Origin of the sequence: Pseudomonas sp. TSRC2-2 (genome assembly GCF_049897785.1) — a bacterium.
In the GTDB taxonomy this organism is placed as follows: Bacteria; Pseudomonadota; Gammaproteobacteria; order Pseudomonadales; family Pseudomonadaceae; genus Aquipseudomonas.
The window spans coordinates 137566-162721 of record NZ_JAFCWZ010000007.1 but is presented as its reverse complement, the minus strand read 5'-3'; the positions used below and the strand labels follow the sequence as shown (position 1 = coordinate 162721).

Genomic DNA, 25156 nt, shown 5'->3' with positions numbered 1-25156 from the left:
AAGATCTCAGGAGCGTGCCAACTCCAACAATTGCGCACGCCACGCAGCCTTCGCCGGCAATGCCAGAAAAAACCCGTTCAACAGCGATTCCCGCGCTGGGTAACAAAACGCTTCACCGTTCAGATCCAGCACCTCGCCTCCCGCCCCTTCCAGCACACCTTGAGCTGCCGCCGTGTCCCACTGCGAAGTCGGCGCCAGACGCGGATAGCAGTCGGCAGCACCTTCGGCGAGCAGACAAAATTTCAATGAACTGCCGATATTGGCCAGTTGCAGCTCACCGAGACTGGCGCTCAAACCGGCCAGCAAACGCTCTTGCTCGGGACTGGAATGTCGACGGCTGGCCACCACGGTAAACGCCTCGCCCGGCGCTGGCACATCGCGTACCTGAATCGGCACCGGCGTTGCGCCCTTGTCGCCACGCCATGCACCGAGCCCGGCGCCACCGACGTAAAAACGACCGCTGGTCGGCATCGTCACCACGCCAAACACCACTTGGCCGTTTTCGATCAGTGCGATGTTGACGGTGAATTCCTCGCTACCGCTGATGAACTCCTTGGTGCCGTCCAGCGGATCCACCAGCCACCAGCGCTGCCAACCGGCGCGCACGCTCTGCGGGATATTGGCGTCCTCTTCCGACAACACCGGAATGCTCGGATCAAGCGCCGCCAGCCCGGCAACGATAAGGTGATGCGCAGCCAGGTCGGCGGCCGTCACCGGCGAATCATCGGGCTTTGCCGTGACTTCAACGCCGACACGCCAGAACGGCAGAATCGCCTCGCCAGCCTGCAGAGCCAGCTCAATTACCGGTGCCATCAACGGATGGGGATAATTCATCGACGTCTCACTCATAGCTGAATATCCCGCGCTGGCTCAGCAGGTCACGGACCAAATACAGCGCCGCCAACGCGCGGCCTTCGGTAAATTGCGGGTTGAGCGCCAGCGTCGACAGTTCGCGCAGGTTGACCTTGTCGACCCGCATCGGCTCCGGCTCATCGCCTTCCAGCCGTTCTTCGTAGAGATCGGTGGCCAGCACCACCTGGATCTTCTGGCTCATGTAGCCGGGCGACAGCGACAGCTCGGTCAGATGTTCCAGTTGGCGCGCGCCATAACCGGCCTCTTCCTTGAGCTCCCGCTCGGCTGCCGCCAGCACGTCTTCGCCCGGCTCGATCAGGCCTTTGGGCAAAGACAGTTCGTATTCGTCAGTGCCGCCGCAATATTCCTCGATCAGCACCGCATGTTCAGCGTCGAGCATGGCGACAATCATCACCGCGCCGTAGCCAGCACCTTTGCCGACCAAACGCTCGTAGGTGCGCTCCACGCCATTGGAAAATCGCAGCTTGAGTTCTTCGACGCGAAACAGGCGACTGGTAGCGACGATCTCGCGGGCGAGTACGGTGGGTTTCTGGCGCATGCAAAGCTCCTTGGCGTGAACGCGCTACTATAACGCGGCTTTCCCGATTGTTTGCGTCGGATATCCTTTCACCGTTCGAGACGTTGCCATGCCATCTTTACCGTGGTCCGACATTGATACCGTTCTGCTCGATATGGACGGCACGCTGCTGGATCTGCACTTCGACAATCATTTCTGGCTCGAGCACCTGCCCCAGCGCTACGCCGAACTGCACGGTATCAGCCGGGCCATGGCCGAACTGGAGTTGCAGCCGTTGTTCGAACGCCACGCCGGCCAGTTGCAATGGTATTGCCTGGATTTCTGGAGCGCGGAGCTGAAGCTTTCGGTGCGCGAATTGAAACAGGAAACCGCGCACTTGATCGCTCTGCGCGCGGATGCCGATACTTTTCTCGACGCGATCAAGCGTGCCGGCAAACGGGTGATCATGATCACCAATGCGCACCGCGATTCGCTGTCGTTGAAACTGGAACGGATCGAACTGGCACCGTACTTCGAGCGGCTGATCAGCTCGCATGACTATGGTTATCCCAAGGAGAACCCGCAGTTCTGGGATGCCCTTCAGGCCGACATCGGTTTTGATCCGGCGCGCAGCCTTTTTATCGACGACACCTTGCCAATCCTGCGCAGTGCACGGGATTTTGGCGTGGCGCATCTGCTCGCGGTGAAAGAACCGGACAGCCGCAAAGGGCCGAAGGACACCGCAGAATTTGCCGCAGTCGAGGACTACCGCGATCTCATCGCCGGACTGTGATTCCTGCAGGAGCTGCCGATCGCGGCCCGAGCCTTCGGCAGCTCCTACATGACTGCGTTACTTTGGAATACGCAGCTTTTGCCCTGGATAAATCTTGTTCACATCCTTGAGCATCGGCTTGTTGGCGTCGAAGATCTTCTGGTACTGGTTGGCATTGCCATAGACGCGCAGTGAAATCGCACTGAGCGTGTCACCTGCCTTGACCTCGACAAACTCGGCAGCCACGACGACCGGTCCGGTCACAGTGATCTGATCATCGACACTGCCTACGCCCGCAATATTGCCCACGGCCAGCAGGATCTTTTCCTTTTCCTCCTGGCTCGCCACTTCACCGGTCACCGTCACCTTGTCGCCATCCACGGTCGCCTGCACGTTGGGATTGCCCAGCCCGACCTTGCTGATATGTTCCTTCAACTGCTCACTGGCGTTGGCATTGCCTGGGGTCAACAGATCGATCAGCTTCTCACCGGCCTCTTTTACAAAGCTCAAAAGACTCATAGCGCACACTCCTTGATTTGGGTTCCAGACGCCCAAGCCTAGACCACCCCAGCCAAACCCGGTTCCAGTCCGACCAATGACGCTGCCGCGCCGCAGGCGGTAGAATCGCCCTACCCCGCCAACCGCCCGGAGCGAAGATGGACATCAAGCAGCTGAAATTCCTCATCGCCCTCGACGAAACCCGCCATTTCGGCCAGGCCGCCGCGCGCTGCCACATCACTCAACCGACCTTGTCGATGCGCCTGCGCAGCCTCGAAGAAGAACTTGATCTGCCATTGGTCAATCGCGGCCAGCGCTTCGAAGGCTTCACCGCGCCGGGCGAGCGCGTGCTGGCGTGGGCGCGCACGGTGCTGGCGGCGTACGACGGCTTGCAAGCGGAAGCGGCGGCCTGTCGCGGCAACCTGATCGGTACGCTGCGCCTGGGTGTGGTGCCGCTGTCGAGTTTCGATCCGTTGCCGCTGATGCAACGTCTGCATGCGGCGCACCCGGACCTGCGCTTCGAGCTGTCGTCGCTGAGTTCCGAACAGGTGCTCGAACACTTGGCGAACAATCGCATCGACATCGGCGTGTCGTACCTTGAACGCCTGGACAACGAGCGCTTCGATTCGCTGGCCTTCAACGAGACGCGCATGGGCCTGCTTTACGACGAGCGCTCGTTCAACTTCGGCGAAGAACCCCTGAGCTGGGAAGCGCTGATCGAACTGCCGCTGTGCATGCTCACCAGCGGCATGCATTTTCGCCAGTCCATCGACCACAACTTCCACAGCCGCGGCCTGACCCCGCAGCCGCTGCTGCAGACCGACGCCGTGCATCAACTGCTGCAAGCGGTTCACGGCGGTTTTTGCTGCGCGATCATGCCGCTCGATGGCGGCGCGGAAACCCTCGCCGATCACCTGCGTCTGCAACCGATCGAGAACGCTCATACCCTCGCACCGCTGGGCCTGATCATGCGCCGTGGCGCCCCCCGCTCAGCGCTGGCAGAAGCCTGTTTCGCGCTGTATCAGAAATTGCCAAAAGACGCTTGATCGACGGCATCTATCGGTAGATCGGTAATAGCGATTAGACGCGACATCTTGCCGCGCCTAGTCTTGACCTAGATCAAACCGTCGGTGATGCCATGAACGCCAAGCGCCCAGCCTGCGCGGCGCCAGCAATTGAAACGCCCGCGCCTGCCGCCAGCCAGACCTACAGCTACAGCGATCTACCTTTTGAGGCATCGGCCAGCACCGCGCTGGCCGAGGAAGTTGCGTTGGCGATCGCCTACAACGGCATCAGCCAGGCAGTGATGCTGGTCACGCCGACGGACCTTGAGGATTTCATCGTCGGTTTCAGCCTCGGCAGCGGCATCATCGAAGACGCCAGCGATATCTACGATCTGCAACTGACAGGCGCAGGCTCTGCGCAATACGCGCAAGTGACCATCGCCAACCGTGCGTTCTGGAACCTCAAGCAACAGCGGCGCCAGTTGGCCGGCACCAGCGGCTGTGGACTGTGCGGCGTCGAAGCGGTCGAACAGGCCTTGCCCGATCTCAACGTATTGCCGGGCGCAGCGTTGCCACCGATCGAATGGCTCGACGGTTTGCGCCAGCGCATCGGCGCGTTCCAGCCGCTCGGCCAGCACTGCGGCGCGGTGCATGCGGCGGTGTTCATGAATGCCAGCGGTGAATTATTGCTCGGTCGCGAAGACATCGGCCGCCATAACGCGCTGGACAAGCTGATCGGCGGACTGATTCGCCAGAAGATATCCACAGAGGGCGGGCTGGCGATTGTCACCAGCCGTTGCAGCCTCGAACTGATCCAGAAAGTCTTGCGTGCCGGCATCCAGACCCTCGTCAGCCTGTCGGCACCCACCGGCCTGGCCGTGCAATGGGCCCGGCGCCACAACCTCAATCTCATCCACCTGCCGCAGAAAAGTGCGCCGCGGGTGTACAGCCCCGCGATGGAGAATCAAGCGTGAGCCAACATCATCAAGCCGACCAGAAACCTGTCCCGCGCTACAAGCCTTACAAAGGTGCCGCCGGCGGCTGGGGCGCCCTGATCAGTGTGGCTCAGGCGTGGCTGACCAGCGACAACGCCCTGAAGAACCTGCGCATGATGCTCAAGACCAACCAGAACGGTGGCTTCGACTGCCCGGGTTGCGCCTGGGGTGATTCGCCGGAGAGCGGCATGGTCAAGTTCTGCGAGAACGGCGCCAAAGCGGTGAACTGGGAAGCGACCAAGCGTCGCGTCGATGCGAAATTCTTCGCCAAACACAGCGTCACTGCGTTGCTGGAGCAGAGCGACTACTGGCTGGAATATCAGGGCCGGCTGACCGAGCCGATGGTCTACAACGCTGAAACCGATCGCTACAAGCCAATCAGCTGGGAAGATGCTTTCGCCCTGATCGGCAAGCACCTGCGCAATCTGCCTAGCCCGGATCAGGCCGAGTTCTACACTTCGGGCCGCGCCAGCAACGAAGCGGCGTATCTCTATCAATTGTTCGTACGGGCTTACGGCACCAACAATTTCCCTGACTGCTCGAACATGTGCCACGAGGCCAGCGGCGTGGCATTGGCGCAGAGCGTCGGTGTCGGCAAAGGCACGGTGACCTTCGACGACTTCGAACACGCCGATGCGATTTTCGTCTGGGGCCAGAACCCCGGCACCAACCACCCGCGCATGCTCGAACCGTTGCGTGAAGCGGTGAAACGCGGCGCCCAGGTGGTGTGCATCAACCCGCTGAAAGAGCGCGGCCTGGAGCGTTTCCAGCATCCACAGCACCCGATCGAAATGCTCACCAACGGCGACAAGCCGACCAACACCGCGTACTTCCGCCCGGCGCTCGGCGGTGACATGGCGGTGCTGCGCGGCATGGCCAAGTTCCTCCTGCAATGGGAACGCGATGCGCAAAAGGCTGGTGAGCCAGCGGTGTTCGACCATGATTTCCTCAATGCCCACAGCGCCAACGTGCTGGAATATCTCGCCACTGTCGACGACACCTCGTGGGAGCAGATCGTCGAGCAGTCCGGCCTGACGCTGATCGAGATCGAGCAAGCGGCGCGCATGTACGCCAAAGGCAAAAACGTGATCATGTGCTGGGCGATGGGCATCACCCAGCATCGCCACTCGGTGCCGACCATTCAGGAAATCGCCAACCTGATGCTCCTGCGCGGCAACATCGGCAAGCCGGGCGCTGGTCTGTGCCCGGTGCGCGGTCACAGCAACGTGCAGGGCGACCGCACCATGGGCATCAACGAGCGTCCGCCAGTGGCGTTCCTCGACTCCCTCGAGCGTCGCTTCCAGTTCAAGGTGCCGCGTCATAACGGTCACAACGTGGTCGAGGCGATCCATGCGATGGCCGAAGGTCGTGCCAAGGTCTTCATCGGGCTGGGCGGCAACTTTGCCCAGGCCACGCCGGACAGCTCGCGCACCTTCGAAGCGCTGCGCAACTGCGACCTGACCGTGCAGATCAGCACCAAGCTCAACCGCAGCCACCTCGCTCACGGCAAAGACGCGCTGATCCTGCCGTGCCTGGGCCGTACCGACATCGACATCCAGACCGAAGGCCCGCAAGCGGTGACGGTGGAAGACTCGTTCAGCATGGTCCACGCGTCCAACGGCCAGTTGCAGCCGCTGTCGAACCAGATGCGCTCGGAACCGTCGATCATCGCCGGCATCGCTGCCGCGACGCTGGGCAGCCAACCGGTGGACTGGAACTGGCTGGTAGCCGATTACGGGCGCATTCGCGAACTGATCGCCGACACCATTCCAAGTTTCAAAGACTTCAACGACAAGATCAAAAACCCGGGCGGCTTCTATCTGGGCAACTCGGCTGGCGCCCGCAAATGGAACACGCCGTCGGGCCGCGCCAATTTCCGCGCCAATCAGTTGCCGAAAGATCTGGTCCATGAGCGCACCCGTGCTACCGGGCAGGTGCCGGATCTGATCCTGCAATCAATGCGGTCCCACGATCAGTACAACACGACGATTTATGGCCTCGACGACCGTTATCGCGGCGTGAAGGGCCAGCGCGACGTGCTGTTTGCCAATGAGGCTGACATCATTCGTCTGGGCTTCCGTCCGGGGCAGAAGGCCGACATCGTGTCGATCTGGGACGACGGTCGCGAACGCCGGGTGAAAGGTTTTACCTTGTTGGCGTTCGACATTCCTGCCGGGCAGGCAGCGGCGTACTATCCGGAAGTCAATCCGCTGGTGCCACTGGAGAGCACGGGCGATGGCAGCCACACGCCGACATCCAAGTTCATTGCGATCCGGCTGGAAGCGGCGAGTGAGACCGGGTTGATCATGGCCAAATCAGCTTAAATAAAGATCAAAAGATCGCAGCCTTCGGCAGCTCCTACACCGTTTCCTGTAGGAGCTGCCGAAGGCTGCGATCTTTGAGATTGTACTTTTCGACCACCCACAAAAAAGGCCGTTTTTGCATAAAAACGGCCTGTCCGAAGTAGTTAAAGACCGGCGAAAATCGGTTAAGTTCCGTTGAAAAAACAGTAACTTGCAATCTTGTATACAAGTCGTGTTATTCGTCGGATTTTGATTGTCACGCCCATTGCAGAGCCTCAGGATCGGCGCCGTCATCCCTTTGAGGCTCATCCTCTATGAAGTTCTCCTCGATTCTCTTGTTGTCCCTTGGCCTGGTCAGTGGCTTCGCTTCTGCCGGAGGCACCACCGAAGCAGGTGTGGGCGGCGCATTGGGCGGGGTTCTTGGCTCGGTCGTCGGTCAGTCGTTAGGCGGCAATACAGGTTCCACCATCGGCGCAGCCTTGGGCGGCGCGGGTGGTAGCGCAGTCGGCGCAGACAAGCGCAGCCGTGGCGAAGCAGCCATCGGCGGTGCATTGGGTGCAGCCGGCGGTAACGTGGTTGGTCGCAGCCTCGGTGGCACCACCGGCAGCCTGATCGGCTCTGCCGCTGGTGGCGGTGCAGGTGGCGCGCTGGGTAACTACATGGGCAACAAGAGTGACGACGATGATCGTCGCTACGACCGGGGCCATGATGACCGTCGCTACTACCGCGACCGTGGTCATCCAGGTCGCGGCCATGCCTACGGCCATCGTAAGCATCACAAGTACTATCGCCACCACTAAGGCGAAGGCTTGAACGAAAATCGCGGCCCTTTGGGCTGCGATTTTTTTTCGCGTCTAGATGACCAGCCTCTCCAGCGCCCCGCGCAAACCGGCAGGAATCGGCACCGGCTGATTGCTCGCCCGATCCACGAATACATGCACGAACCGCCCCGCCGCACACGCCTCGTTTTCGCCGACCTTGAACACCGCGAGTTCGTATTGCACCGAACTGTTGCCAAGCTTGCCGACCCGCAGCCCGATCTCGATCAGATCGGGGAAAGCGATGGACGCGAAGTAATCGCAGGCCGAACTGACCACGAATCCCACCACTTCGCCGTCATGAATATCCAGGCCCCCGACCTGAATCAGATACGTGTTCACCGCCGTATCGAAGAAGCTGTAGTAGGTAACATTGTTGATATGACCGTAGGCGTCATTGTCGTGCCAGCGTGTAGTGATCGGCTGGAAGTGGGGGTAGTCGGAGCGTTGATTCATGCAGGACTCTCGCATTTTCTAGAATGGATTTGACCGTGAGGACGACCCTTTACCTGTAGGAATGGGCTTGCCCGCAAAGGCGCCTGCACAGCCTGTCAAATTAACGATCTGCAAACCCCTTCCCCTGCGCCGCCAGCTCGCCAATCAGCCGCGCCGGTTTCCATTGATCGCCCTGACGCGCCTCCAGCGCCAGCAAGCGCTGATGAATATCCGCCAGTCCCTGCTGATCCGCCCAAGCCATCGGCCCGCCCTTCTGCACTGGAAAACCATAGCCATTCAAGTACACCAGATCGATGTCATGGGCCGAGCCGGCAATGCCTTCCTGCAGAATCTTCGCACCTTCGTTGACCAGCGCCAGCAGACAGCGCTCGAGAATTTCGCCCGGGCCGATGTCGCGACGCTGAAATCCCAGCTCTTCGCTGACCCGTAGCACCAGAGCATCCACCTCGGGATCATGCTCGGCCTGGCGACTGCCTGGTTCGTAATGGTAGTAACCGTTGCCGGACTTCTGCCCGAACCGGCCCATCTCGCACAGTCGGTTATCGATCTGCAACTGCGGCGCATCCTGACCTTTGCCAGCGAGCTCCCGAGCACGCCACTCCAGATCGATGCCGACCACGTCGTACATGCGAAACGGCCCCATGGCGAAACCGAAGCCTTGCAGCGCAGCATCCACCTGCTGTGGATAAGCGCCTTCGAGGAGCATCTTGCGTGCTTCGAGTACATACGGATGCAGCATGCGGTTGCCGATAAAACCGTGACAGTTGCCCGACACCACGCTGACCTTGCCCATGCGCTTGCCGAGCGCCAGCGCTGCCTCCAGCGCTGCTGGCGAGGTCTGCGCACCGCGCACGATTTCCAGCAGCTTCATGATGTGCGCCGGGCTGAAGAAATGCAGGCCCAGGACCTGTGCCGGGCGCCGGGTTGCGGCGGCAATGGCGTCGATATCCAGCGCCGAGGTGTTGCTCGCCAGCAGTGCCTCGGGCTTGAGCAGGCCATCCAGTTCGCGAAAGATCTTCTGCTTCAGCTCAAGGTTTTCGTACACCGCTTCGATCACCAGGTCGACATTGCGAATCGCCGCGTAATCCGCCGCCGCTGATACGCGAGCCATTCGCGCATCCGCCTCGGCCTGATCGATGCGGCCCTGACGCACGCTGTGTGCATAAGTGTCGGCGACCGTTGTCAGAGCTTGCTCGAGCATCTGCGGGTTGTTATCGACCCACTGCACGCTCACGCCGGCATTGGCCAAGCACATGACAATGCCACGGCCCATGGTGCCCGCGCCGATCACGGCAGCCTGCTGGATATCAAAGGATGTCTGGCTCATGTTGTTCTCTTGTAAGTGGCCCTGAGACAGCTTCCAACCTTAATCAGGCAACAGCGGTTTTTGAAGTTTATTAGCGTGATGATCGATATTCAGCAGATGGATCCAGCTCGCCCAGAATTGCGCGCCTGATCGAGCAAATGGTAGTCCGCCCACTCGCGGACCTCAGCGTAGCGGTACTCTTCCAGTGCCGCATATCCTGGTATCGCGCGAGCCTTGAGCCTGGTGAACAACGGCACGCTGATACCGCACAGGAACCGCGTCAGCCGTTCGGCCGTGGGGAAGCTGCCTGTGTGTTGCTCATGCCTGTGGATAAATTCCCCACACAGCTGCGCGAAGTTTTTATCCACAAGCGGCGGCAATGCTGGCGGCTCAGGCAATCGTGCGGTCTGGCCGTGACACACCGAGCAATGGCCACAACGCTCAGGAACATTGAGATCGCCGAAATACTCCGCCAGGCGATAACCCAGGCAGCGCTCAGTGGCGAACACCTCGAGCATGGCGTGAATCCGCGCCACCTCCGTCAGTTCGTGCCGAGTGAAATACCCGTGCAGTTCAGCGCTCAGGGCATCGCTGTCAAAATCGCTGTGCAGCAGGCTGTACACCTCGGTCATCTGCTTGCTTTCAAGCTCGACCCAGCCCTTTTCCTGAAAATAGTCCAGCGCTGTCACCACTCGATTGCGCTCGGCGGAATACTGCGAGTACATCGCCTCGAAATCCACCGTGGCCCAGGTACGTGCGCGAGTCGATGTCTGGATGATCGCCGCCACGAAATCCCTTCGCTCGCCCTCGAAGCGCTGGAGCAGTGCTTCAGGCTCAAGCAGATATTTGAAGCGGTATTCGGCGTAATAGGCGTAACGCGGCGCGATCAGACCCCGCAGTTCCAGCTGCACCAGCAACGTCTTCAACGGCAACGAACGAATATTGCTCTGATCGGCCAGTGGCCCGAGCAAAAATTCCCACTGCCCCTCCGGCACTGAGGCTTTGAGTTCATCGAGCACATGACGAATCCCAGCGCGCTCAGGCGTATCGCCATAAACGAAATTCTCCAGCACATTGAGGCTGTCGCGGTTGGCCAATACCAGGCAATCGGAGGGCTGCCCGTCGCGCCCGGCACGGCCGATTTCCTGACTGTAGTTTTCGATGGATTTGGGCAGATCGAAATGCACCACGTTGCGGATGTCGCTCTTGTCGATGCCCATCCCGAAGGCGATGGTGGCAACGATGCAGTTGGACTGACCGACCATGAAGCGATGCTGTATGCCTTCACGCTGATCGTGGGGCAAGCCTGCGTGGTAAGCCTCGGCCTGCGTTCCGTTGCGTTGAAGGTGTTCGGCAATGTGTTCGGCGGTCTTCTGCAACGTCACGTAGACAATACTCGGTTGCCCGGGACGTGCGGCCATCCATTCGACCAGACGCCGACGTTTGTCCTGACCGCGTACAGGCTCGACCAGCAGGTTGAGATTGGAACGATAGAAACCGGTGGTCACCACATCGTCCGGTGCGATGGCGAATCTGGCCTGCATGTCGGCGATGACCTTTGGTGTGGCCGTGGCGGTAAGCAGCAGGGCCTGCGCAATGTTGAACTGACGTTGGTAGTCCGGCAGTTTCAGGTAATCGGGGCGAAAATTATGGCCCCATTCGGAAATGCAGTGCGCCTCGTCGATCACTAATAACGAGATCGACACCTGCTGCAGGAAGTTGCGGAAGCGCTCGTTTTTCAGACGCTCGACGGAAATCATCAGAATTTTCAATTCACCCGAACGCGCACGGGCCATTACGTCGTTGGCATCCTCACGGCTCTGTGCCGAATCGATGCTCCCTGCCGAGATGCCGTGGCGTTTGAGAAACGCCAGTTGATCCTGCATCAATGCCAGCAACGGCGAGACCACCAGTGTCAGATGCGGCAGCAGAAGCGCCGGCAGTTGGTAGCAAAGCGATTTGCCGGAGCCGGTGGGAAAGATCGCCGCCGCCGAACGCCCCGCCAGCACCGCGCTGATGGCGGCCTCCTGACCGGGCCGGAACTGTGGATAACCAAAAACCTGTTCCAGGGTGTTGTGCATTTGCTGTCACTCCGTTGACTGCTGCCTTGTCCAAAGCCTAGCGGGCGATTGCAGCGAGTCGAGAAAAGGTTGCAGGTCAAAACGATACGGAATAATACAGGGGATCAAGCGCACCCAAGGGATCGTCAGCCAGATAAAGCCTTCCTAACAGTTAAAAAATTAACCGCAATAAACTTTCAAGACAGAAAAAACACAAGAAACAAGCTTGTGCAACTACAAGAATCGAAACAACGAGAAACTTATCAACTCAATCCGCTCAAACTAAATTGCATGCTCTTCCAAGTAAACGAAGGGCAAAAAAAATGACAATTTTGACGATATTTTTTTGCGGCACCGGCTTTAACAAGTTTGACCAACGTCATAAAAACTTCTGGGATGGCGAAATCGTCTCCACGCTTGCTGCCCACCACAGCGGACGTGAATTTGCCGAGTGGAGTGTCGTCGATGGCCCTGGCAGCGGCAATCTGCAAGCCGATGACCTGTTCACCAAGACGTCTGAATACGGCCTGACTGGCACTCTGTTTGGTAGGGGATGGGAGGAAAACGTGCAACACGCCATAAACATCATCAAAGGTAAATGCGACTGGCAGCGCAAACAACTGACCAAAGCAGAATATAACCGTCTCAAAGACGCAGGCATTCCTATTGAAGATGCAAAAGTTGAAGGCTCCTGGTTATGGCGCAATTATAACTATGGCGATCGCAGCATCACCCAACAGAAATTACAGGAACAAATCATCAAGACTTTCCGCAAGGACGGCGTTATTCCCACGCAAGTCAATCTGGTTGGCTGGAGTCGTGGCGGCATCAGTTGTCTTATGCTCGCCAATGCAATGTTCCAGGACGCGGCCCTCAGACATGTTCCGGTGAATATCTTTGCGATCGATCCAGTTCCGGGAATCGGAAACTTTCAGGAGAACCGGGTAAAACTGCAATCCAACGTCAAGGAATTCATCGCTTTCTATGCCCGCGACGAGCGCTCGAAAGGTTTCAGTTGCGTGATTCCACAAACAGCCACGGGTACCAAAACCTCGATCTACCCAATGGCCGGTCGCCACGCCACCCTCGCGGGCAACGCCACAGCGCTTGGCGGCGAGCCAAGCAGCAGCAGCGACCTCAACGCTCTGATCGAGCCCGGACGCATCGTTCGCCATCTGGCAGAAACCTCCCTCAAGCGCTGGGGCGTGTCACTTGCCAAAACCCTCAATCTGAGCGATGCCGACCTGCTGCGCCTCACCGGCGCCATCGTCAGCGACGAAGCGCGTTACAAGAAGATGCACAGCCAGTCCTACACTTATTTCACCGAACTGGATCAAGGCGAGCGCTATGTTTCGCTCGGCAGCAAAGGCGTGCCGTTCTCGGCAGTGAAAGGCACGATCTACCGGCCGGCAACCGGACTGACCACTAGCCTGCTGGACATCTCCAGTTACGGGCATCTGCGTTGAAAATCGTTGAAAAATCGGTAGCAACGTCCGGCAAACAGTTCGTCCCGTTCCGGCTCTGCGCGATGCCCTGTCTGCCATCCCGATCCCGGTGGGGCGAAGCTCCATCCCGCGAATTTCATGTGAAGGCATTACGGGTCAAGATCGAGAATAAAAAAAACCGCCCCAAAGGGCGGTTTTTTCAATCATCGCAAACCAATATTTACAACTTCGGCCCAGCCGCCTTGATCGCGTCGCTCACTTCGAACTTCTTGAAGTTCTCGATGAACAGACCGGCCAGTGCTTTCGCTGCCTCGTCGTACGCCGCCTTGTCAGCCCAGGTATTGCGCGGGTTGAGCAGGTTGGTGTCGACGCCCGGAACGGCCAGTGGCACGTCGAGGTTGATGGTGTCGAGGTGTTCGGTGGCAGCACCGATCAGTGCGCCGCTCTGAATCGCGGCAATCACTGCGCGGGTGGTCGGGATGTTGAAGCGCTGGCCGACGCCGTAGCCGCCGCCAGTCCAGCCGGTATTGACCAGGTAGACCTTGGAGCCGAAACCGCGGATGCGCTTGATCAGCAGTTCTGCATATTCGCCAGCCGGACGCGGGAAGAATGGTGCGCCGAAGCAGGTGGAGAAAGTCGACTTGATGCCGCTGCCCGAACCCATTTCAGTCGAGCCCACCAGCGCGGTGTAGCCGGACAGGAAGTGGTAGGCCGCTTGCTCTTCGTTGAGGATCGACACTGGCGGCAGTACGCCGGTCAGGTCGCAGGTCAGGAAGATCACCGCGTTTGGCTCGCCACCAAGGTTCTTCTCGGAACGCTTGGCAACGTGCTCCAGCGGATATGCGGCGCGGCTGTTCTGGGTCAGGCTGACATCGGCATAGTCGGCGTGCTTGGCGTCGTCGATGACGACGTTTTCCAGCACCGCGCCGTGCTTGATGGCTTTCCAGATGACCGGCTCGTTCTTCTCGGAGAGGTCGATGCACTTGGCATAGCAACCACCTTCGATGTTGAAGACAACGCCTTCGCCCCAGCCGTGCTCGTCGTCACCGATCAGGTAACGGCTTTCGTCGGCCGACAGGGTGGTTTTACCGGTGCCCGACAGACCGAAGAACAGGGTCACGTCGCCTTCTTCGCCGATGTTGGCAGCGCAGTGCATTGGCAGCACGTCAGCGGCCGGCAGCAGGAAGTTCTGCACCGAGAACATGGCTTTCTTCATCTCACCGGCGTAACGCATGCCGGCGATCAGCACTTTCTTCTGCGCGAAGTTGATGATCACGCAGCCGTCGGAGTTGGTGCCGTCACGCTCGGGCACGCACTCGAAGTTGGCGACGTTGAGCACCTGCCATTCTTCACGGCCAGCCGGGTTGTACTGGGCCGGATTGATGAACAGGCAACGACCGAACAGGTTCTGCCAGGCAGTCTGCGTGGTCATTTTCACGGCAAGGTAGTGATCTTCCGCCGCGCCTACATGCACGTGGGAAACGAAATGCTCTTGCGCGTTGTTGAAGGCCTCGACGCGAGCCCACAGGGCATCGAACTTGTCGGCCGGGAACTTGCGGTTGATCGGGCCCCAGGCGATAGCGGCCTGAGTGGAAGGCTCTTCAACGATGAAACGGTCGACAGGCGAACGACCGGTGCGGTGACCGGTGCGAACAACCAGAGCGCCGGTATCGGCAAGCTCGCCTTCACCGCGATTCAGGGCTTCTTTTACCAGATCATCAACACTCAGATCGGTGTACACGGCGTTATTGGCTTGCGTCATGAGGTTCCCCGTCGGCCAGTGGCCGAGTGTGCTCCAAACGTTTTGTAGTAGAAAGTCGTGCACTACTACCGCGAAAAAAGTGGGCCGGATTATGCCAGAAAAGCCCAAAAAGAGTAGGGTCCTCCCGTCGTAACGGCGATATTCCGTCATTGCGCAGTGAATTTACCTGCGCTGAACCGTTTTAGTGACGGGTATCTGACGGCGTATCGACGCCCGCGCCAGCGAACAACTGAGCGATATCAGCCGCGTCGAACAGGTACTGCTGATTGCAGAACTGGCAATCGATTTCGACTTTGCCACCCTGCTCGGCTGCCAGCGCCAGCGCATCTTCCAGCCCAAGACTGACCAGCGCATTGCCGGAGCGTTCCCGCGAGCAGCTGCAGCTGAAGCGCAAATGCTGGACATCAAACAGGCGCACCTGCTCTTCGTGATAGAGCCGGTGCAGGACGGTTTCGTTGTCCAGACTGAGCAGTTCATCGGCGCCCAGAGTGCTGGCCAGCGCGGTGAGGTGCTGCCAGCTGGCGGCGCGATCTTCTTCGTCTTTCAAGCGATCGGCGGGGAGTTGTTGCAGCAACATGCCGCGTGCACGACGACCGTCGGCGAACAGCTTGAAGCGCGTGCCGACTTGCTGCGACATGACGAAGTAGTTGGTGAAGCAATCGGACAGGGTTTCGCCGTCAAGGTCGACAATCCCCTGATAACGCTGGCCAACAGTCGGGTCGATAGTGAGCGCCAGAACACCGTTCGGCATCAGGTCGCCGAGTGTGGCGTCCGCCGCGATCTCTTCGGCGTTATAGCGCGCCAGGCCGCGAATTTCGCGCTCGCTGGAGCATTCGATCATCAGCAGCGGAATCGGCCCTTCCGAACGCGCCTGCAAGATCAGCAAGCCATCGAACTTGAGCGTGCCGACCAGCAAGGAAGCGGCCGCCATCAGTTCGCCGAGCAACTGCGCGACCGGCTCCGGGTACGGGTGTTTGGCAAGGACTTCGGCATAGCTGCGCTCCAGCGCTACCAGTTCGCCGCGAGTATCGCTGTCATCGAAGATGAAGCGCTGTGTGAAATCGGTATCCGCTAGGTCGGTCATAGGTCTGGGTATCTGAATGTGATGACAAAATGGTTACAAAACGTGAAAATTTGCGCTTGCTGGCACTTTTTTTGGTGCCGGCGCTTTTTCGCCATGGGAGGCATTTTATGAACAATCCGGGTTTGTTCCAATCAAGGTGGAACCTCGGCCGGCTGGTTCTGTGTAACGTAGTGCCGTTGGCGCTACTGGCTTTCTGGTTATGGCCTACGGGCCAGATGCTGTGTGTGATTTTCGACGAGTGGCTGTTCCGTTCGCTGAATGCACCGCTGGCCAGCAACCCGATATGGCTCCACATCTGGGCAATTGCAAGTCTGCGCCCGTTCGACATCGTCGTCGGACTCATTCTTCTGACGCTGCTGATCAAGGGCGACTGGATCTTCAGGGCGATCGACGTGCGCCGCGCATTCTTCGGTTTTTTCTCGATTCTTCTGTTGATGGTGGTGATCCGCGCGCTGTTTTCCAAATTCGCCGATCACATGGGCTGGCAGCACAGCAGTCCATCGATGGTGCTTGAGGGCGCCGTGCACATCAGCGATTACTTTCCCCACCTGGAGAAAACCTGGGAGCTGAAGGACCGCTCGGGGCAGAGCTTTCCCGGTGATCACGCGTCGGTGCTGTTGATCTGGGCACTGTTCATGGGCGTCTTCAGCCGCACGGTCGGGCAGTTTCTGACGGTCTGGGGCCTGGCCGTGCTGTTCATGATGCCGCGCCTGGTCGCCGGGGCGCATTGGGGCCAGGACGACTACATTGGGGGCGTGCTGCTGGCGGTATGGGCGCTGGGCTGGGGTTACTACACGCCATTTGCCCATCACGCGGCGAACTTCTGGTTGAAGCTCACCGCGCCGGTTTTCGCGCTGCTGGGCAAGCTGCCGATGGTGTCGCGGATGAGCGTCATTTCCGCCCGGTAAATGGTGACGTTTCGAAAAGATCGCAGCTTCGGCAACTCCTGCACAGGATCGCATTCAACTGTAGGAGCTGCCGTAGGCTGCGATCTTTTTATTCGTCATTGCTGCCGCGAAACCTGAACAGATCACGCCGCTGTTTCTTGCTCGGCTTGCCGTCGGTGCTCACGCCCAATGACCCGGCCTTGCGCATGGCCGCGGCCGCTTCACGCTTGGCAATACTCGCCTCGGTCTCGGCATACAAAGTCTGCGCCTCGGGTGCGCCACGACGCACGATGGACAAGGCCTCGACCCTCACGGTACGAACTTCGAAACCGGTGCGAATCTCGAACTCATCACCAATGCGTGGCTCCTTGCCAGGTTTGCACCGCTCGCCACGACAATGCACCTTGCCACTTTCAATTGCTGCTTTGGCCAAGGCACGGGTTTTATAGAACCGCGCCGCCCATAGCCATTTATCAAGACGGACCTTGTCGTCCTCTTCCTGCTTCTGTCCCATATGAATTCCTCGCTCAGCCAGTAGTCGGAACTGTACTACCGTTTCTGTCGGGCGCAAGAACTCGGCCCTCCAGATAGACTGTGATCTTCGCCGCCTGACCGGCCTGGAGTGACCGCGTGACTAAATTTCCAACTTCTTTGACCTCGCCCAAGGGCGGTTGCCAGGGCTGCCAGCAGAGCGAGCCGCTGAACTTCGATTTTTCCTTTGCCTACCAGCCGATCGTCGACTTGCGTGACCAATCGGTGTTCGCCCACGAAGCGCTGGTGCGAGGCGTGGCCGGTGAAGGCGCGTTGTCCGTGTTAAATCAGGTTACAGAAGACAACCGCTACCGTTTCGACCAGCTCTGCCGGACCCGCGCCATCGAAGGTGCGGCGAGCCTTAATATGCAGACACACTTGTCGATCAACTTTTTGCCCAACGCCGTCTACCGTCCAGAGCTATGCATTCGCAGCACGCTGGAGGCCGCACGAAAACACAACTTTCCAATCGACCGGCTGATTTTCGAAACCCTGGAAATCGAGCACGTAGATAATTATCGCCATTTGACCAATATTCTGCGTGAATACCGCGAATTCGGCTTCAAGACCGCCATCGACGATTTCGGTGCCGGTTATTCGGGGCTCAATCTGCTGGCAGATTTCCAACCGGATCTGATCAAACTCGACATGGCGCTGATCCGTGACGTCGATCAAGACCGCGTCCGTCAGGTGATTGTGCGGGGGATTGTCACAATGTGTGCGGAGTTGGACGTTACAGTCATTGCCGAAGGCATAGAAAGCGCCGGGGAACGGGATTTTCTCGCAGACTGTGGAATATTTCTGATGCAGGGCTACTGGTTCGCCAAACCTGCATTCAAAGCGTTGGCCCAGGTGCCGGACAAGGCCTGGAAGCGTTAACCCTTGGTTTTTTTCTTTGAAGACATTTGATCATTTGACCGTTGTCGGTCTGCGCGAGTGGGTGGCGCTCCCGGGCCTGGGAGTGGCGGGCCTGCGCGCAAAAATCGACACCGGCGCCAGCACCTCCAGCCTGCACGCTACCGACATCGAGCCGTTCGAACGCGACGGCGAGAAATGGGTGCGTTTCACTGCGCACCTCGGCACGGTCGTGCAGTTACGTCACCGGCGCTGCGAAGCTCCGCTGGTCACGCGCAAAACCATCAAAAGCTCCAACGGCCATGCGCAGGTGCGCTACGTGATAAGCACCACGCTGGCCCTGGGTGATCGGGTCTGGCCGGTGGAGTTCACCCTGGCCTGCCGCAAGTCGATGCGTTATCGCCTGTTGCTCGGTTCCAAAGCCCTGATCGATGGCCAGTTGGTGGTCAATCCGGGCATCAAGTATGTACAAGACAAGCCGGTGTTCCCGGTATCTACCTCCTCCACAGGTGTTGCATGAAGATCGCTGTGCTGTCGCGTAATCCGCGTCTGTATTCCACCCGCCGTCTGGTCGAAGCCGGAATCGAGCGCGGGCATGAAATGGTGGTGATCGACACCTTGCGCGCCTACATGAACATTGCCAGCCACAAGCCGCAGATCCACTACCGCGGCAAACCACTGGAAGGTTTCGACGCGGTGATCCCGCGGATCGGCGCGTCGGTAACGTTCTACGGCTGCGCGGTGTTGCGTCAGTTCGAAATGATGGGCGTATTCCCGCTCAACGAATCGGTGGCCATTGCCCGCTCGCGGGACAAATTGCGTTCGCTGCAGCTGCTGTCGCGGCGCGGAATCGGTTTGCCCGTCACCGGTTTTGCTCACTCGCCGGACGATATTCCCGACCTGATTGCCATGGTCAACGGCGCACCTTTGGTGATCAAGGTGCTCGAAGGTACTCAGGGCATCGGCGTAGTGCTGTGCGAAACCGCGACGGCGGCCGAGTCGGTGATCGAAGCGTTCATGGGCCTGAAGCAGAACATCATGGTTCAGGAATACATCAAGGAAGCCGGCGGTGCAGATATCCGTTGCTTCGTGGTGGGCGACAAGGTGATCGCGGCGATGAAGCGCCAGGCCAAACCGGGCGAATTTCGCTCCAACCTGCACCGTGGGGGCAGCGCCAGCCTGATCAAGATCACCCCGGAAGAACGCATGACCGCGTTACGCGCTGCAAAGGTCATGGGCCTGGCAGTGGCGGGTGTGGATATCCTGCGTTCGAACCACGGCCCACTGGTGATGGAAGTGAATTCATCGCCGGGCCTGGAAGGGATCGAGACCACCACCGGCAAGAACGTGGCCGGGATCATCATCGAACATCTGGAAAAAAATGGCGGGCCGAATATGACCCGCACCAAAGGCAAGGGGTAAAGCAAAAGATCGCAGCCTTCGGCAGCGCCTACATGGGCATGCGTTTCCTGTAGGCGCTGCCGCAGGCTGCGATCTTTTTTCAGCCGTTACACGGCATCTCTAGGCAACATCAACCCAAGCGGCAATCTCACGCGCGCTTCAAGCCCGCCTCCGGACCGATTGCGCAACTCGACGTTGCCGCCATGCATCGCCGCAATTCGCTTGACGATCGCCAACCCCAACCCCGTGCCTTTGCCGCCCCGAGCCCGATCGCCCCGGGTGAACGGGTTGAAAATCGCCTCAAGCTCGGACGGATCAATCCCGGCGCCACGGTCCATCACGCTCAGCACCACATACGGAGCGCTGGTATCCCCCGACACATACGCCGCCACTTCGACGCCACTACCGGCATGATTCAAGGCGTTGCCAATCAGGTTGTTGAGCAGGCGCTTCATCGACACGCGACGCAGCGGGAATGGCTGGATCGGTTCCAGACGCAGACGCACTTTCTCTTCGTTCTGGTTATAGGGCGCCGCCACTTCGCGCACCAGATCGCTGAGGTCGACTTCTTCGACTGACTCATCGCGTCCGTCGCGAATGAACGCGAGGAACTGGTCGAGAATCGCGTCCATGTCTTCGATGTCGCGAACCATGTCGTCAGTCAGATCGGTGTGAGCCCCCATCAATTCCAGCGCCAGGCGCAAGCGCGTCAGCGGTGTGCGCAAGTCGTGGGACACCCCCGCGAGCATCAACTCGCGCTCGCGTCCGGCCTGCTCGACGTCTTCGGCCATCTGGTTGAAGGCGCGGTAAACCTCGGTCATTTCGCTGGGCGTGTCGCTGATCGGCAGGCGCACGCTGCGGCCCTGACCGAGCTGCCGTGCGGCATACACCAGACGCTTCAACGGCTGGTTGAGCTGGCTGACGAAAATCCACGCCGACGCTGTCGACAACAGGCCGATGGCGAGGAACCAGCCGAGCACGTTCCAGATTTTCTGGCCACGCAGCGGATGCGGGTAAAGCGGCACCTTCAGCCAGCCATCGCCCAGGCTTGGCGCGCGCACCCAAAGCGCCGGTGGTGAGTGCATGCGCAAACGCACTTCGGTGTCGGCCCCCAGCTCCGCCTGCATCTGGCGCTGATAGATTTCGCTGTACGGCCAGTGTTGTTCGCCTTCCGGCACGCCGGCGCCGACCACACGGATCAGGGTTGCGGCATCGGCAATCTTTGCACGGTTTTCTTCATCGGCGGCCCAATAGGCGCGCAGCGTCAGGGCGACGCCGTGGCTGTATTGGCGATCCACCAGCACGTCCTCGTTCATCAACAGATAAACCAGGGTCAGCGCCTTGGAAAACAGCACGACGATCAGCACCAGCCAAAGGGTGCGAGAGAAAAAACTTTGGGGGAACCAGACGGGGGTTTTCATCTTTAACCGCTACACACTTGCAGGAGCGAGCAATGCTCGCATATTGCGGATTGCGAGTCTGTGGCCATGGCCGTGCGACCAGAGCCTTGCAGACCCGCTCCTACAAATCACCGATCACTTGGTGGCGGTGCCATCCGGAACGAACACGTAACCCACGCCCCAGACGGTCTGGATGTAGCGCGGCTTCGACGGATCGGGTTCGATCATCCGACGCAGACGCGAGATCTGCACGTCGATGGATCGCTCCAGCGCATCCCATTCACGACCACGGGCGAGGTTCATCAGCTTGTCGCGGGTCAGCGGCTGACGCGCGTTCATTACCAGCGCCTTGAGTACAGCGAACTCACCGGTGGTGAGCATGTGCACCTCATCGCCGCGCTTGAGCTCGCGGGTGGCCAGCGATAATACGTAATCACCGAAGGTGACATTTTCGTCTTCGCTGCCCGGTGCGCCCGGCACCGGTGCGGCCTGACGGCGCAATACGGCTTTGACACGCGCCATCAGCTCGTCGGGATTGAACGGCTTGGCCAGGTAATCGTCGGCCCCCAGTTCAAGGCCCTTGATACGGCTCAGTTCATCGCCCTTGGCGGTGAGCATGATGATCGGAATCTGGTTGTTCGCCCCACGCAGGCGGCGGCAAGCGGTAAGGCCGTCTTCGCCCGGCAGCATCAGGTCGAGAACGACCAGATTGAACACTTCACGCGCCAGCAGACGGTCCATCTGCTCGGTGTTCGGAACGGTACGGGCGCGATAGCCCTTGCTGACGAAGAAGCGTTCCAGCAGGCTGCTCAGCCCCGGATCGTCGTCAACGATGAGAATTTTTTCGCCTTCAGCAGTTTGTGCAGTGCTGCTCATTGGATGCTCCTTTTAGCTCGGCGCGCATTATGGCGTAGCTGCCGTTATACGCACCGTGTGCATTGTTAGCAGATTTTTCCTTCACTGCCAGAAAACCGGGGTTTATGCCTACAGCCTGCAACGCCCCCGAATGACAGAACGCTGGTTATAATGCGCGGCGTTTTGCGCCAGGCAACGTCTGAATCGTTACCGTAAGTGGCCGGTATTTTTTCCGGCCCTGTGCAGCAACTGTTCGATTTCACGGGTCAATGGGCAGCCTCTTGATCCAGGCAGCGGCAATTTTCCAGCCGCTCAATCAGCCTCCAGGCCTTTATCTGCGTGCCTGCGAGCCTGCTTTTCATACTATGTCAGGTGGTTTTATGGACAGCATCAACAGCCGCATCGCCGAGGAACTCGGCGTACGCCCACAGCAGGTCGAAGCGGCCGTCGCGCTACTCGATGAAGGCTCTACCGTTCCCTTCATCGCCCGTTACCGAAAAGAAGTCACCGGCAGCCTCGACGACACCCAACTGCGTCATCTGGAAGAGCGCCTGCGCTACCTGCGAGAACTCGACGAACGGCGTATCAGCATCCTCGCCAGCATCGAGGAGCAAGGCAAGCTCACCCCCGCTCTCGAGCGCGACATCAAGCTCGCCGACACCAAAACCCGTCTGGAAGACTTGTACCTGCCGTACAAGCAGAAGCGCCGCACCAAGGGCCAGATCGCCCTCGAAGCCGGCCTCGGCGAACTGGCCGACGGCTTGTTCAACGACCCGAACCTATCGCCGGAAACCGAAGCCGCGCGCTTCGTCGATGCGGAAAAAGGCGTGGCGGACGTCAAGGCTGCGCTGGAAGGCGCCAAGTACATCCTCATGGAGCGTTTCGCCGAAGACGCCAGCCTGCTGGAAAAATTGCGTAACTACCTGAAACAGGAAGCCACCCTCAGTGCCCGCGTCATTGCCGGCAAGGAAGAGGAAGGCGCCAAGTTCCGCGATTACTTCGAACACGACGAGCCGCTGAAAAGCATGCCGTCGCACCGTGCCCTAGCGATTTTCCGTGGCCGCAACGAAGGCATTCTCAGCTCCGCGCTGAAGGTCGGCGACGAGCTACCGGGCACCATGCATCCGTGCGAAGGCATGATCGGCCAGCAATTCGGCATCCAGAACCAGAACCGCCCTGCGGACAAGTGGCTCAGTGAAGTGGTGCGCTGGACCTGGAAGGTCAAGCTCTACACGCACCTGGAAACCGACCTGCTCGGCGAGCTGCGCGATGGCGCCGAAACCGAAGCGATCAACGTTTTCGCGCACAACCTGCACGACTTGCTGCTGGCCGCACCGGCCGGCCCGCGCGCCACTTTGGGCCTCGACCCGGGCCTGCGCACTGGCTGCAAAGTGGCGGTGGTCGATTCGACCGGCAAGCTGCTCGACCACGCCACGGTTTACCCGCACGTGCCGCACAACAAATGGGACCAGACCATCGCCATTCTCGCTGCGCTGTGCGCCAAGCATTCGGTGGACCTGATCGCCATCGGCAACGGCACCGCCAGCCGCGAGACCGACAAACTGGCGATCGAGCTGATCAAAAAATATCCAGCAATGAAAATGACCAAGGTCATGGTGTCCGAAGCCGGCGCATCGGTGTACTCGGCATCGGAACTGGCGGCCAAGGAATTTCCGGATCTGGACGTGTCGATCCGTGGCGCCGTGTCGATCGCCCGTCGCCTGCAGGATCCGCTGGCCGAACTGGTAAAAATCGACCCGAAATCCATCGGCGTCGGCCAATACCAACACGATGTCTCGCAGCTGAAACTGGCGCGGGGTCTTGATGCCGTGGTCGAGGATTGCGTGAACGCCGTCGGTGTCGATGTGAACACCGCCTCCGTGGCACTGCTGGCGCGGATCTCCGGCCTCAACGCCACATTGGCGCAAAACATCGTTGCTCACCGTGACGAACACGGCGCGTTCAAGACCCGTGCGGCGCTGAAGAAAGTCGCGCGTCTGGGCGAGAAAACCTTCGAACAGGCTGCCGGTTTCCTGCGCGTGATGAACGGCGACAATCCGCTGGATTCCTCGGCGGTGCACCCGGAAGCCTATCCGCTGGTGCAGCGCATTGCCGCTGAAACCGACCGTGACATTCGTTCGCTGATTGGCGATGCGGCGTTTCTCAAGCGCCTGGATCCGAAGAAATTCACCGACGAAACCTTCGGTCTGCCGACCGTCACCGATATTCTCCAGGAACTGGAAAAGCCCGGTCGCGACCCGCGTCCGGAGTTCAAAACCGCCGAGTTCCAGGAAGGCGTCGAGGACCTCAAGGATCTGCAACTGGGAATGATCCTTGAAGGCGTGGTCACCAACGTTACGGCGTTCGGTGCGTTCGTCGACATCGGCGTGCACCAGGACGGTCTGGTGCACATCTCGGCGCTGTCGGAGAAGTTCATCAAGGACCCACGCGAAGCGGTCAAGGCCGGTGACGTGGTGAAAGTGAAGGTCATGGAGGTCGACATCCCGCGCAAACGCGTCGGCCTGTCGATGCGCATGAGCGACACCCCGGGCGAGAAGGTCGACGGCGCCCGTGGCTCGCGTCCAGGCTCGGCACCGCGCCAGTCTTCCGGCAATGCGCCGCGCAAGGAAACCGCTACCGCCGCGCCGGTGAACAACGCAATGGCCTCGTTGTTTGCCAACGCCAAGCAATTGAAGAAACGCTGATGGACATGCCGGCCGGGCTCGTCGAGAGCGCCTTTTTCAAGCTGTTGGGCTGCCGCCTGCACAGTCTCGAGACCGGGGTGGCGCAAGTCGCCCTGGCGCTTGAGCCCGAGCTGCGCAACCGTGGCGGCAAGCTGCACGGTGGCGCGCTGTTCAGTCTGGTCGATATTGCCATGGGCATGGCGTGTTCCAGCAGCCATGGCTTTGATCAGCAGAGCGCGACCATCGAATGCAAGATCAACTACATCCGCGCCGTCTCCGACGGTGAGGTGCTGTGCACGGCGCGGGTGATCCACCCGGGCCGTCGTACGCTGGTGGTCGAAGCCGAGGTGATGCAGGGCGACAAACTGGTCGCAAAAGCGCAAGGCACCTTCGCTGTCTTGTAGATGTTGTTCATCATTTTGAGTTAATTTCGGCGCTGTGATCGCAGCGTCGAGCTTTTCTGTGGGAGCGGGCTTGCTCGCGAGGGCGGTGTGTCAGATGACTTGATATTGACTGACACTCCCTCTTCGCGGGCAAGCCCGCTCCCACAGGTACTGCATGATCTTCGCGTGCGTCTGCCAGATTCAGGGATTGAAGTAGGCGGTTCGAAAGGACTATTCCAGTCCAAAAAACCAGGCGATAACGCCAGTTTCAACTTCACCCTTGTAGAC

Annotated in this window: 23 protein-coding genes; 12 read left to right on the top strand and 11 right to left on the bottom strand. The window is 59.5% G+C overall.

Translation table 11 applies throughout. The annotated features are described in order from the left end of the window. Positions 1-6: 6 nt before the first annotated feature. Positions 7-834, bottom strand: coding sequence for a 3'(2'),5'-bisphosphate nucleotidase CysQ (gene cysQ, locus ACP7D9_RS15900; RefSeq protein WP_426158476.1), 828 nt, complete (start codon positions 832-834; stop codon positions 7-9). 7 nt (positions 835-841) lie between these two features. Further along, the gene (gene nudE / locus ACP7D9_RS15895) at positions 842-1411 is read right to left on the bottom strand and encodes an ADP compounds hydrolase NudE (RefSeq protein WP_101156841.1); all 570 of its coding nucleotides are present in this window, start codon (positions 1409-1411) and stop codon (positions 842-844) included. 88 nt (positions 1412-1499) lie between these two features. Between nudE and yrfG the strand changes: the two genes are divergently transcribed. Further along, positions 1500-2162 carry a GMP/IMP nucleotidase gene (gene yrfG / locus ACP7D9_RS15890; protein WP_071174081.1) on the top strand — a complete coding sequence of 221 codons (663 nt, stop codon included), beginning with the start codon at positions 1500-1502 and terminating at the stop codon, positions 2160-2162. A gap of 57 nt (positions 2163-2219) precedes the next feature. Here yrfG and lysM read toward each other — a convergent pair whose 3' ends face one another. Next, a complete protein-coding gene (gene lysM, locus ACP7D9_RS15885; RefSeq protein WP_123585632.1) occupies positions 2220-2660 on the bottom strand; it encodes a peptidoglycan-binding protein LysM in 441 nt (146 codons plus the stop codon). Positions 2661-2797: 137 nt separating this feature from the next. Here lysM and ACP7D9_RS15880 point away from each other — a divergent pair, with 137 nt between their 5' ends. From ACP7D9_RS15880 to ACP7D9_RS15865, 4 genes are all read left to right on the top strand, one after another. After that, the gene (locus tag ACP7D9_RS15880; protein WP_101156845.1) at positions 2798-3685 is read left to right on the top strand and encodes a LysR family transcriptional regulator; all 888 of its coding nucleotides are present in this window, start codon (positions 2798-2800) and stop codon (positions 3683-3685) included. A gap of 92 nt (positions 3686-3777) precedes the next feature. After that, positions 3778-4617, top strand: coding sequence for a formate dehydrogenase accessory sulfurtransferase FdhD (fdhD, locus tag ACP7D9_RS15875; protein ID WP_426158473.1), 840 nt, complete (start codon positions 3778-3780; stop codon positions 4615-4617). After that, positions 4614-6962, top strand: coding sequence for an FdhF/YdeP family oxidoreductase (locus tag ACP7D9_RS15870; protein WP_101156849.1), 2349 nt, complete (start codon positions 4614-4616; stop codon positions 6960-6962). Before fdhD ends, ACP7D9_RS15870 begins: the two co-directional genes overlap by 4 nt. 293 nt (positions 6963-7255) lie before the next feature. Beyond that, on the top strand, positions 7256-7741 hold the full coding sequence (locus ACP7D9_RS15865; RefSeq protein ID WP_016772172.1) for a glycine zipper domain-containing protein: 486 nt from the start codon (positions 7256-7258) through the stop codon (positions 7739-7741). 54 nt (positions 7742-7795) lie between these two features. On the opposite strand, the gene ACP7D9_RS15860 is transcribed toward ACP7D9_RS15865, so the two are convergent. The 3 genes from ACP7D9_RS15860 to ACP7D9_RS15850 all read right to left on the bottom strand — a co-directional run bounded on the left by ACP7D9_RS15860 (position 7796) and on the right by ACP7D9_RS15850 (position 11602). Beyond that, positions 7796-8215 (bottom strand): acyl-CoA thioesterase, encoded by a 420-nt coding sequence (locus ACP7D9_RS15860; RefSeq protein WP_101156851.1) that lies wholly within the window; start codon positions 8213-8215, stop codon positions 7796-7798. A 100-nt stretch (positions 8216-8315) separates the two neighbouring features. Beyond that, on the bottom strand, positions 8316-9542 hold the full coding sequence (locus tag ACP7D9_RS15855) for a 3-hydroxyacyl-CoA dehydrogenase (protein ID WP_101156852.1): 1227 nt from the start codon (positions 9540-9542) through the stop codon (positions 8316-8318). Positions 9543-9631: 89 nt separating this feature from the next. After that, on the bottom strand, positions 9632-11602 hold the full coding sequence (locus ACP7D9_RS15850) for a RecQ family ATP-dependent DNA helicase (RefSeq protein WP_426158470.1): 1971 nt from the start codon (positions 11600-11602) through the stop codon (positions 9632-9634). A 302-nt stretch (positions 11603-11904) separates the two neighbouring features. Between ACP7D9_RS15850 and ACP7D9_RS15845 the strand changes: the two genes are divergently transcribed. Next, positions 11905-13047 (top strand): hypothetical protein, encoded by a 1143-nt coding sequence (locus ACP7D9_RS15845; RefSeq protein WP_426158469.1) that lies wholly within the window; start codon positions 11905-11907, stop codon positions 13045-13047. Between the two features lie 199 nt (positions 13048-13246). Here ACP7D9_RS15845 and ACP7D9_RS15840 read toward each other — a convergent pair whose 3' ends face one another. Together ACP7D9_RS15840 and hslO are read right to left on the bottom strand one after the other, a co-directional pair. Continuing rightward, entirely contained in the window at positions 13247-14788 is a 1542-nt protein-coding gene (locus ACP7D9_RS15840) for a phosphoenolpyruvate carboxykinase (RefSeq protein ID WP_101156859.1), read from the bottom strand. Between the two features lie 181 nt (positions 14789-14969). Then, complete coding sequence (gene hslO, locus ACP7D9_RS15835) at positions 14970-15872, bottom strand: Hsp33 family molecular chaperone HslO (protein ID WP_426158468.1); 903 nt, start codon at positions 15870-15872, stop codon at positions 14970-14972. A 107-nt stretch (positions 15873-15979) separates the two neighbouring features. On the opposite strand from hslO, the gene ACP7D9_RS15830 reads away from it, so the two are divergent. After that, a complete protein-coding gene (locus tag ACP7D9_RS15830) occupies positions 15980-16780 on the top strand; it encodes a phosphatase PAP2 family protein (RefSeq protein WP_426158467.1) in 801 nt (266 codons plus the stop codon). Between the two features lie 88 nt (positions 16781-16868). On the opposite strand, the gene ACP7D9_RS15825 is transcribed toward ACP7D9_RS15830, so the two are convergent. Beyond that, positions 16869-17273: an RNA-binding S4 domain-containing protein gene (locus ACP7D9_RS15825; protein WP_312998101.1), complete on the bottom strand. Its 405-nt coding sequence runs from the start codon at positions 17271-17273 to the stop codon at positions 16869-16871. 116 nt (positions 17274-17389) lie between these two features. Between ACP7D9_RS15825 and ACP7D9_RS15820 the strand changes: the two genes are divergently transcribed. From ACP7D9_RS15820 to rimK, 3 genes are read left to right on the top strand one after another with little or no spacing between them, the layout of a single operon-like run. After that, positions 17390-18169, top strand: coding sequence for an EAL domain-containing protein (locus ACP7D9_RS15820; RefSeq protein ID WP_426158466.1), 780 nt, complete (start codon positions 17390-17392; stop codon positions 18167-18169). A 34-nt stretch (positions 18170-18203) separates the two neighbouring features. Continuing rightward, positions 18204-18665 (top strand): ATP-dependent zinc protease family protein, encoded by a 462-nt coding sequence (locus tag ACP7D9_RS15815; protein ID WP_172667902.1) that lies wholly within the window; start codon positions 18204-18206, stop codon positions 18663-18665. Beyond that, positions 18662-19567 carry a 30S ribosomal protein S6--L-glutamate ligase gene (gene rimK / locus ACP7D9_RS15810; protein ID WP_024011184.1) on the top strand — a complete coding sequence of 302 codons (906 nt, stop codon included), beginning with the start codon at positions 18662-18664 and terminating at the stop codon, positions 19565-19567. Before ACP7D9_RS15815 ends, rimK begins: the two co-directional genes overlap by 4 nt. A gap of 86 nt (positions 19568-19653) precedes the next feature. Here rimK and ACP7D9_RS15805 read toward each other — a convergent pair whose 3' ends face one another. Both ACP7D9_RS15805 and ompR read right to left on the bottom strand, forming a co-directional pair. Further along, a complete protein-coding gene (locus ACP7D9_RS15805; RefSeq protein ID WP_312998110.1) occupies positions 19654-20967 on the bottom strand; it encodes an ATP-binding protein in 1314 nt (437 codons plus the stop codon). 114 nt (positions 20968-21081) lie between these two features. Then, the gene (gene ompR, locus ACP7D9_RS15800) at positions 21082-21822 is read right to left on the bottom strand and encodes a two-component system response regulator OmpR (protein WP_039756430.1); all 741 of its coding nucleotides are present in this window, start codon (positions 21820-21822) and stop codon (positions 21082-21084) included. A 359-nt stretch (positions 21823-22181) separates the two neighbouring features. On the opposite strand from ompR, the gene ACP7D9_RS15795 reads away from it, so the two are divergent. Next, on the top strand, positions 22182-24506 hold the full coding sequence (locus ACP7D9_RS15795) for a Tex family protein (protein ID WP_312998115.1): 2325 nt from the start codon (positions 22182-22184) through the stop codon (positions 24504-24506). Continuing rightward, positions 24506-24889 (top strand): PaaI family thioesterase, encoded by a 384-nt coding sequence (locus ACP7D9_RS15790; protein WP_426158464.1) that lies wholly within the window; start codon positions 24506-24508, stop codon positions 24887-24889. Before ACP7D9_RS15795 ends, ACP7D9_RS15790 begins: the two co-directional genes overlap by 1 nt. Positions 24890-25156: the final 267 nt, after the last annotated feature.

Bases quoted from the DNA above. Each gene is read 5' to 3' on its own strand.
- cysQ (WP_426158476.1), bottom strand. From the start codon at position 834: ATGAATTATCCCCATCCGTTGATGGCACCGGTAATTGAGCTGGCTCTG.
- nudE (WP_101156841.1), bottom strand. From the start codon at position 1,411: ATGCGCCAGAAACCCACCGTACTCGCCCGCGAGATCGTCGCTACCAGT.
- yrfG (WP_071174081.1), top strand. From the start codon at position 1,500: ATGCCATCTTTACCGTGGTCCGACATTGATACCGTTCTGCTCGATATG.
- lysM (WP_123585632.1), bottom strand. From the start codon at position 2,660: ATGAGTCTTTTGAGCTTTGTAAAAGAGGCCGGTGAGAAGCTGATCGAT.
- ACP7D9_RS15880 (WP_101156845.1), top strand. From the start codon at position 2,798: ATGGACATCAAGCAGCTGAAATTCCTCATCGCCCTCGACGAAACCCGC.
- fdhD (WP_426158473.1), top strand. From the start codon at position 3,778: ATGAACGCCAAGCGCCCAGCCTGCGCGGCGCCAGCAATTGAAACGCCC.
- ACP7D9_RS15865 (WP_016772172.1), top strand. From the start codon at position 7,256: ATGAAGTTCTCCTCGATTCTCTTGTTGTCCCTTGGCCTGGTCAGTGGC.
- ACP7D9_RS15860 (WP_101156851.1), bottom strand. From the start codon at position 8,215: ATGAATCAACGCTCCGACTACCCCCACTTCCAGCCGATCACTACACGC.
- ACP7D9_RS15855 (WP_101156852.1), bottom strand. From the start codon at position 9,542: ATGAGCCAGACATCCTTTGATATCCAGCAGGCTGCCGTGATCGGCGCG.
- ACP7D9_RS15850 (WP_426158470.1), bottom strand. From the start codon at position 11,602: ATGCACAACACCCTGGAACAGGTTTTTGGTTATCCACAGTTCCGGCCC.
- ACP7D9_RS15845 (WP_426158469.1), top strand. From the start codon at position 11,905: ATGACAATTTTGACGATATTTTTTTGCGGCACCGGCTTTAACAAGTTT.
- ACP7D9_RS15840 (WP_101156859.1), bottom strand. From the start codon at position 14,788: ATGACGCAAGCCAATAACGCCGTGTACACCGATCTGAGTGTTGATGAT.
- hslO (WP_426158468.1), bottom strand. From the start codon at position 15,872: ATGACCGACCTAGCGGATACCGATTTCACACAGCGCTTCATCTTCGAT.
- ACP7D9_RS15830 (WP_426158467.1), top strand. From the start codon at position 15,980: ATGAACAATCCGGGTTTGTTCCAATCAAGGTGGAACCTCGGCCGGCTG.
- ACP7D9_RS15825 (WP_312998101.1), bottom strand. From the start codon at position 17,273: ATGGGACAGAAGCAGGAAGAGGACGACAAGGTCCGTCTTGATAAATGG.
- rimK (WP_024011184.1), top strand. From the start codon at position 18,662: ATGAAGATCGCTGTGCTGTCGCGTAATCCGCGTCTGTATTCCACCCGC.
- ACP7D9_RS15805 (WP_312998110.1), bottom strand. From the start codon at position 20,967: ATGAAAACCCCCGTCTGGTTCCCCCAAAGTTTTTTCTCTCGCACCCTT.
- ompR (WP_039756430.1), bottom strand. From the start codon at position 21,822: ATGAGCAGCACTGCACAAACTGCTGAAGGCGAAAAAATTCTCATCGTT.
- ACP7D9_RS15795 (WP_312998115.1), top strand. From the start codon at position 22,182: ATGGACAGCATCAACAGCCGCATCGCCGAGGAACTCGGCGTACGCCCA.
- ACP7D9_RS15790 (WP_426158464.1), top strand. From the start codon at position 24,506: ATGGACATGCCGGCCGGGCTCGTCGAGAGCGCCTTTTTCAAGCTGTTG.